Source organism: Corallococcus sp. CA041A (assembly GCF_003612075.1).
Classification (GTDB): Bacteria; Myxococcota; Myxococcia; order Myxococcales; family Myxococcaceae; genus Corallococcus; species Corallococcus exiguus.
Map to the genome: position 1 here is coordinate 1 of NZ_RAWF01000502.1, position 2,262 is coordinate 2,262.

The following is a 2,262-nucleotide window of genomic DNA, read 5'->3' on the forward strand; positions in this document are numbered from 1 at the left end:
GAGCGGGGGAGGGCTGCATGCGGGACAAGAAGGTCATGACCGGGGCTCCTGGCGGGTGGGAGCCCGCCGTTCCCCTTCAAGTCACCGCGAGCGGAATTGTTTTGCATTCCCGCACGACGTTTCCCCCAACCCCCTGGAGTGACAGGCCCTTGCAGGAGCTGCGGCGCTCCTATTTCCCCAGGATGCCGCCGAGCATTCCGCCCAGTCCGCCGCCGCCCTGGGGGCCGCTGCCGCCACCGGCGCCGCCCGCGAGCAGGGGCATCACGGCGATGATCTTCCCCACCAGGCCCGGGTCCAGGCGCGACTTGAGGAAGTTGAGGAGCAGGGGCGCGACCAGGGTGGCCTTGCTCGTGTCCAGGTTGAACCGCTGGAGGATGGTCACCACGCCGGCGATCTCTCCCGCGTGGGCCGCCGCGCCACCCAGGGCGCCCATGATGCCGCCGCCGCCGCCACCGCCACCACCGCCGAGCATGCCGCCGAGGGCGCCCATGAGGCCGCCGCCGTCAGCCGCCGGGGCCTGCGCCTGCTGCTGCCAGCCCTGCATCTCCGGGATGGCCTGGTCCATCTGCCGGGCCGCGTCCGGGCCCACCTTCTCCTGCACCGAGCCCTGCACCAGCTTCAGGAGCGAACCCGCGAGCCCCTGTGCCTGCGTGCCATCCACTCCAAGCTGCTGCGAGAGCTGTCCGATGAGGTCCATGCGCCGCGCTCCTTCACGTGAGTCCCAAGTGTGAGGCGGAGGTTCTAGCGGTCCAGGCCGGAGCGCTGGTTGGAAAACGGCCGTGAGCGTTGGTCGGAGGACGCCCGGAGGGAGCCCTACAGCCGGGTGAAGGACCAGCTCACCGCGCGACCGCCCTCGTAGGGCATGACGCCGTGGAAGGGGCGCGGGTCTTCGTCGAACACGAGCGGCAGGAAGTGCCGGTCTCCATCCCACAGCGACAGGGACAGGATGGAGGACACGGGGACCCAGGACAGGGAACCCTCGGGGTTCTTCTCCAGGGGCGTGCCCTCGAAGGCGTCGATGCGGAAGATGAAGCCCAGCCAGTCCTCGCCGTGCTTGCCGAAGCCGGGCCAGGATAGGGTGCCGCGCAGGACCATGCGCGTGCACTCGATGCCGGCCTCCTCGCGAATCTCGCGGCGCATGCACGCGGCGATGTCCTCGTCGCGGTCCATCTTGCCGCCCAGGCCGTTGTACTTGCCGTAATGGGCATCCTCCGGGCGCGCGTTCCGGTGGATGAGCAGCACCTGCTGGCCGTCCGGCGACATCACGTAGCCCAGCGTGGCGACGATGGGAGTGTAGGGCATGGGCCCGGTTCGTCTCCTGATTCGGGCAGGGCGTCAAGACGAACTCCGCCCGCGTGCGCATGGTCCGCTGCGCGGGCCGCCCGGGCTGTGCGGGGTGTCATTCAGCGTCGGGGCGTCCCGGTACCGAGCGCACCCTCGTCCGCCTCGATCACTGGCACGTCCACCCAGTTCATCTCCAGTGCGCGGGCAACCTCGCCCCGGTCCGGCAACGTCACCTCCTGGCGCAACGTCCGGACGACGCTGCCCCTCGGCTCGAAGACGAAGAAGGTATAGGTCCCGCTCTTCAGGGACTTGAAGACCCAGGTGCGCTCGTCACCTTCGTGGATGGGGTCGGCGTCCATGAGGATGCTCTGCCGTTCGGCTTCACTTCTCGGCATGGGCACCTTCCCCGGAACCAGCGCTGTCTCGAGGTGCCCCAGGTTGATGGGGGCACGAAGGCGCAGCGTCACCCGCTTCATGTTCATGAAGCTCAACGTCGCTGTCCCTCCCGGCGGGAGCGTGACGGTCTGTGACTTGATTTCGAACGGGGGCGCCCTGTCACTGGAGGCTTCGACGGAGACTTCATAGGTGCCCGCGGGGATGTCCGAGCGTGAGAAGTGCTCTCCCTCCAGGCGGATGTCATCCGCGAAGGGTTCTCCCTGGCGGGACAGGACAATCCGGAGCAAGCGGGTATGCACGTCACGAACCGTGCCCCGCACCGTGGCCCCGGGCTCGAGCCGCACGGAGACGCCCTGCTCGGTAAGGGGCACGCGCGCCTGCACGAATCGGGGATGCGTCACGAGCAGAGTCCCGGGGAGCTCCCCCACCTGCGTCAGGGTGAAGGTGCCATCCACCGCCGTGCGCACCCCTCCCTCGGCGGCTGATACGTCCACCCACTCCGTCCACGCTTGTGCGTCCTCGGGAACTCCATCCAGGTGCACCCGCGCGCCAACGACGGCGGCCCCCGTCACGGCGTTCGTC

Annotated in this window: 3 protein-coding genes; all 3 read right to left on the reverse strand. The window is 69.1% G+C overall.

The features are described from left to right. Positions 1 to 169: 169 nt before the first annotated feature. Positions 170 to 697: a DUF2780 domain-containing protein gene (locus D7V77_RS41645; RefSeq protein WP_120581686.1), complete on the reverse strand. Its 528-nt coding sequence runs from the start codon at positions 695 to 697 to the stop codon at positions 170 to 172. A gap of 116 nt (positions 698 to 813) precedes the next feature. Further along, positions 814 to 1,302 (reverse strand): 8-oxo-dGTP diphosphatase, encoded by a 489-nt coding sequence (locus tag D7V77_RS41650; RefSeq protein ID WP_120581687.1) that lies wholly within the window; start codon positions 1,300 to 1,302, stop codon positions 814 to 816. A 101-nt stretch (positions 1,303 to 1,403) separates the two neighbouring features. Beyond that, positions 1,404 to 2,262: hypothetical protein (locus D7V77_RS44095; protein WP_158624592.1), on the reverse strand; the 859-nt coding region annotated here is incomplete at its 5' end.

Coding starts and splice junctions, on each gene's coding strand:
- D7V77_RS41645 (WP_120581686.1), bottom strand. CDS start 697: ATGGACCTCATCGGACAGCTCTCGCAGCAGCTTGGAGTGGATGGCACG.
- D7V77_RS41650 (WP_120581687.1), bottom strand. CDS start 1,302: ATGCCCTACACTCCCATCGTCGCCACGCTGGGCTACGTGATGTCGCCG.